Origin of the sequence: Fretibacterium fastidiosum (genome assembly GCF_000210715.1) — a bacterium.
Taxonomy (GTDB): domain Bacteria; phylum Synergistota; class Synergistia; order Synergistales; family Aminobacteriaceae; genus Fretibacterium; species Fretibacterium fastidiosum.
Genome location: NC_021038.1, coordinates 2622706 through 2627295, shown reverse-complemented (window position 1 = coordinate 2627295; position 4590 = coordinate 2622706). Strand labels below are relative to the sequence as shown.

Sequence of the window (4590 nt, the reverse complement as noted above, 5' to 3'; positions counted from 1 at the left end):
TCGAGGAGCTCCTGGACGAGGCGAGGGTGGAGGAGGCCTCCCGTCAGGACCTCGCGCTGTCCGCCCTGGTCGGGGCGATGCCCTTCCCCGTCAGCGTCCGCTCGACGCGGGACGGGCGCGTCCTGAACAGCCCTTCCTTCGCCCGCCTCGCCGACGCCTCCCCGCACCTCCGCGCCACGGCCGCCGCCCTGAGCGACGGAGAACGCCTGGAGGTCCGGGACCGCCACGGGCGCACCCGAACGCTCGAGGCGCAGACCGCACCGCTCGAGGCGAGGACCGACTGGAGCGCCGTCGCCCTCTCCGACGTCACGGAGGTCGAGGCCCTGGAGGAGGAGAACCTTCGCCTGCGGGGCCGCCTGCAGCGCATCGGCCTCCGCGCCGCGGCCGGCGTCCCGAAGCCGCCGGCGCCCAACCCCATCCGACTGACGGGCCCGGACGCCACCCCGGAAGCGGAGGGACTTCGCACTGCCCTGTCCGACCGGCTGTCCTCCGCCGTGCGCGCCATCTCGGAGAGCGCCCTCCATCCCGCCTTTCTGGCGGTGACGGCCCACCTCCAGGGCCTGCTTCAGTCCCTGCGGGAGACGGAGCTCACCGTCGGAGCGGTGGGCCTCACGGGAAGCGGCAAATCGACGTTCATCAACGCCATGATGGGCGAGCGGCTGCTGCCCGAGGAGACCCGGGCCACGACGAACGCGATCGTGCTCTGCCGCCGGGGCGGGGTCCGAGCGGCGGACGTGTTCTACCTCGACGGAAGGATCGAGCGCACGACGGGCCCCGACCTGACCCCGGACTGGATGGAGGAGCGCACCTCCGAACGCTGGAACCCCGGGAACGAACGGGGCATCGACCACATCGAGTGGAACAGTCCGGACGCGGCGATCCCCTCCGGGCTCGTGCTGGCGGACACTCCGGGGCTTGACGCCTGCGACCTGCCCCGGTACGGCGAGTTGACGCTGCGGCGCCTCCTGCCCAGCCTAGACATCGCCCTCTACCTCGCGCCGCTGCGCGCCCGCTTCAAGTCCGCGGACGTGGAGCTGATGCACTCGCTCCTGACGGGCGGCCGACAGGTCGTCCTGCTGCTGTCACAAATCGACCTCGAACGGGACGAGGTGGAGGCGGGCAGCATCCTCCTGTCCCGCCGCCAGAGGCTGGAGCGGGCCGTGGCGGAGCTGCGGGAGGACCTGCAGGAGGCCGGCGCCACTTCCTGTCCCATCATCCCCATCTCGTCGAGGCTTGCGCTCGACGGCTTTTTCCGACGCACGTCCCCGGAATGGGAGGGGTCGAACTTCGACCCGCTCATTCGTCAACTCACCCAGCTCCGCCGCCACCTCATCCGGTGCGGAACGGTCCTGCGCGGCCGGCGGGCCCTCTGCCTGCTGGAACGGACCGAGGCCCGCTTGGCGCAGGGGATGGCGGGGAGGCCCGGCGGAGAGCGGCAGGACGCGCGCTGCCGGGAACTGCGGGACGCTCAGCGCTGGCTCAACGCGGAGCTGTCCACGGTCCGCAACGAGTGGAGCCGATCGATGTCCCGTGAGCTGGACGTCGCCCGTTTCGCGTCCGACGTCCGGGACGCCGCCTCCGTCGGGGCGCTGCGCGACGCCTGCCTGCGCTGGGAATCGAGGTGGAGCGACGTCATCCGTCGAATGACGGAACGCATGGACTGGGCCAGGGAGGCGTGCCGCAAGGCGCTCCTGCGGCACGGTGTCTTCTCCGAGGCCCTCTCCGGCAGCCCCTCCCCCACCGCGCTCCCCGGCCTGGACCGGCACCTGCGCCGCCAGGAGACGGAGCTGCGCTCCCAGGTCCACGTGGAGCGGATCATCGCCGCCACTCGGGGAGAGGACCGGCCCCTGGAGGAGGCCAGGGCCGCCCTGATCCAGGACGGGGCCCCCGCCCTCGCCAGGCGGCTGGACCTGCTGCGGGACCACCTCAACTGGTGGGAGAACCACATGCGGGAGGCCTGCTGCGACCCCGTCTACCTGGAGCTGGAGCAGGAGGAGAAGGCCGCGGCCGAAGCGAATGCCCTCGCGGGGGAGGCTTCCGCATCGAGGGCCGAAATGACCGCCCTCCGCCTGCGCCTGATGGAGGAGGGCTCCAGGATCCGCGAGCTCCTGGCGGCGATCCCTCCCGTCCCGGAGCTATCCGACCTGCCCCTGCCGGTGAGGGATGAGCCCGTCCGGGACGCGCGGGGGGCGGGGATCCTGGCGTCCCTGTTGCAGGCCATGGGGGAGCAGAGGCTTCAGGCGAAGTTCTTCGCGCTGCCCGCCCTGGCCGGCGGACGGCAGCTCGTCCTGCTGGGGCTTCGGCGACAGGAAGGGCTCCGCCTGGCATCCCGGTTGATGCACGACGCCCGCCTCATGGAGGCACGAACGCAGGAGCTGGACCTGGAGGGGCGGAGCTGGCTCCTCCTGGGCGAGGGGGCCCCTCCCTTCCCCTGCCTGCACGTGCCGGACGCCCCCCTGCCCGGCGGTCTTCGGCTCCTGTCCGCGCCCGCCGACGCGCTGGCCGCCCCGCCCGACGGCCTCTCGTGGGAGGAGCTCCTGGCGGGATGGACGCCCATCGTCCACCTGGACCTGGCGCGCGTGGACTCAGGGCTCTCCGACCTGGCACGAGCCCCTTATGCGGCGGCCCTGGCATCCGCGCCACGCTGGGTCCTCGCCTTCGCCCACGGCGGGATCTTTGACCGAAAGCTCGCAGACCTCGTCGCGGACGTGCCGGAGCGCGTGGCGGCCTTCAGGGAGCGCAGGGGTTTTCGGGGCAGGATGGACTGGTTCGTCTACGAGAACTACGACGCCCGCTACACGGACTTCATCGAGTTTGGGCAGCAGGTCTCCGTAGCCTCCGACGCGGTGGACTTCGACGCCCTGGCCGCGCTGTGGCGCGAGAGCGGGATCGGCTTTGAACCGCCGTTCGACGAACCGGGCCTGCGGGCCGCGCTGGCCGAGGGCAGGGACAAGCTGAGGCACGACGTCGATCGCCCCATCCCCCGCACCGTCCGCGGAGGCTCGAGGGCGACGGAAGGAACAGGACAGGAGGGACTCTTCAATGCAGACAATGCAGGATCATGACCGGACGACCGGGTCCCCGCAGGCGGATCTGCCGCCGCTCGACCCGACGACCGAGCGGCTCGTCTCCGAGCTTGCGGCCCGGCTCCTTCCTCCGTTGACCCAGGCTCTGGCCCGGTCGGCGGCTCCGAGGGACCGGGAGGACGCGGCACAGGAGGTCAAGGCGGCGCTGAAGGACGGCCTCGATGGGCTGTCCCGCGCCCTGCAGGAGGACTTGCGGAGGGAGGCCGAGCGCCGTCAAGCTCTGCTTCAGCCCCTGGCCGCCGCCGTAGACGAGATCGCCTCCCTCAGGGTGTTCTTCGGCGAGGCCACAGGGTCCATCCGTTCTGCCCGAGAGGACGCCCAGGCCCTCGCCCGGATGCGCGAGGCGTTGTCCCGGCTGGAGGGTGCCGTCAAGGAAGGGAGCGAGGAAGGGCGGTCGTGCCGGCAGGCCTTGATCGCGCCCCTCGGCACGATCCTCGATGAGCTGTCCGCGCTCCGCGGGGAGGTCCGAAACGCGGGGGAGGCCCTGAGGGGCGTGAGCGCGCAGGGGAAGGGCGCGGGGGAACTCCATGATGAGGCCGCCAGGCTCCGGGGCCTGCTGGAGCGGAGCGAGGAGCGGGACCTCGAACGCCGGGAAGAGCTTAAGACCACAGCAGAAGCGGTGGCCCGCGCCGCGGAGGGCCTGCGAAGGGGCCTTGAGGCAGAGCGGGAGGCGGCACGGGAGGCCACAGGCGACACCCCTGGCGCCGAGGCCCTGAAACGGCTCATGGACGTCACCATCCCCAGCTGGGAGGGGATGCTGAGGGCCCACAGGCAGGCCCAGACCCGTGAGCTCGACGCCTTATCGAAAGAGCTCTCCAACCTGGAGAGCCAGACGAGCGCGGCCATGGGGCAGACGATTCAGGAGACCCTTCGGCGGGAGCTCGCCGCCCGCGAGGAGGAATGGTCCCGGCGCCTCTCGGCGGAACGCGCCGAGACGGCGGAAAGGACGCGAAAGCTCATCTGGATCCTGCTGGGCCTGGCGGGCCTCAGCGGGCTTTCGGTCCTGTGTGCCGTCGCGGCGTTGCTCCGCTGAGGCGGGGGCGATGGGCACCCCGGAGAGCGTACACGGCAAAGCGTGCCCCGATTCACAAAACGGGCCCGTTTTTTCTGCCCCCGCCCCTTGACAAAAGCTGACAAAGACGGTAATCTTAGTGCACACCGCCTTTGAGGGTTGGTAATTCTCTTTGTTTTAGGAGGCACTTTTTAATGGCTCAGGGTACCGTCAAATGGTTTAACGAGAGCAAGGGGTATGGGTTCATCACCGCGGATGAGGGGAAGGATGTGTTCGTCCACTACAGCGCAATTCAGGGCGATGGCTTCAAGACTCTTGCCGAAGGCCAGAAGGTCTCGTTCGAGATCGTGAATGGCGAGAAAGGCCCTCAGGCTGCTAACGTCGAGAAACTGTAGTAAGCCTCCTAGTATCCTTTCACAAACCGTAAGACCAGAAATGAGGCCCCTTGGAGGCCTCGTTTTTTTGCCTTTTATGCACCGAATCGCGTTTATA

The 4590-nt window shown here is 69.9% G+C and carries 3 protein-coding genes; all 3 read left to right on the top strand.

The features are described from left to right. A partial coding sequence (locus SY1_RS11810; protein WP_208873874.1) for a dynamin family protein occupies positions 1-3065 on the top strand: 3065 nt, incomplete at its 5' end. Next, positions 3043-4119 carry a hypothetical protein gene (locus SY1_RS11805; protein WP_208873873.1) on the top strand — a complete coding sequence of 359 codons (1077 nt, stop codon included), beginning with the start codon at positions 3043-3045 and terminating at the stop codon, positions 4117-4119. The genes SY1_RS11810 and SY1_RS11805, both read left to right, overlap by 23 nt. Positions 4120-4292: 173 nt before the next feature. Further along, positions 4293-4493, top strand: coding sequence for a cold-shock protein (locus SY1_RS11800; RefSeq protein ID WP_015557159.1), 201 nt, complete (start codon positions 4293-4295; stop codon positions 4491-4493). Positions 4494-4590 lie beyond the last annotated feature (97 nt).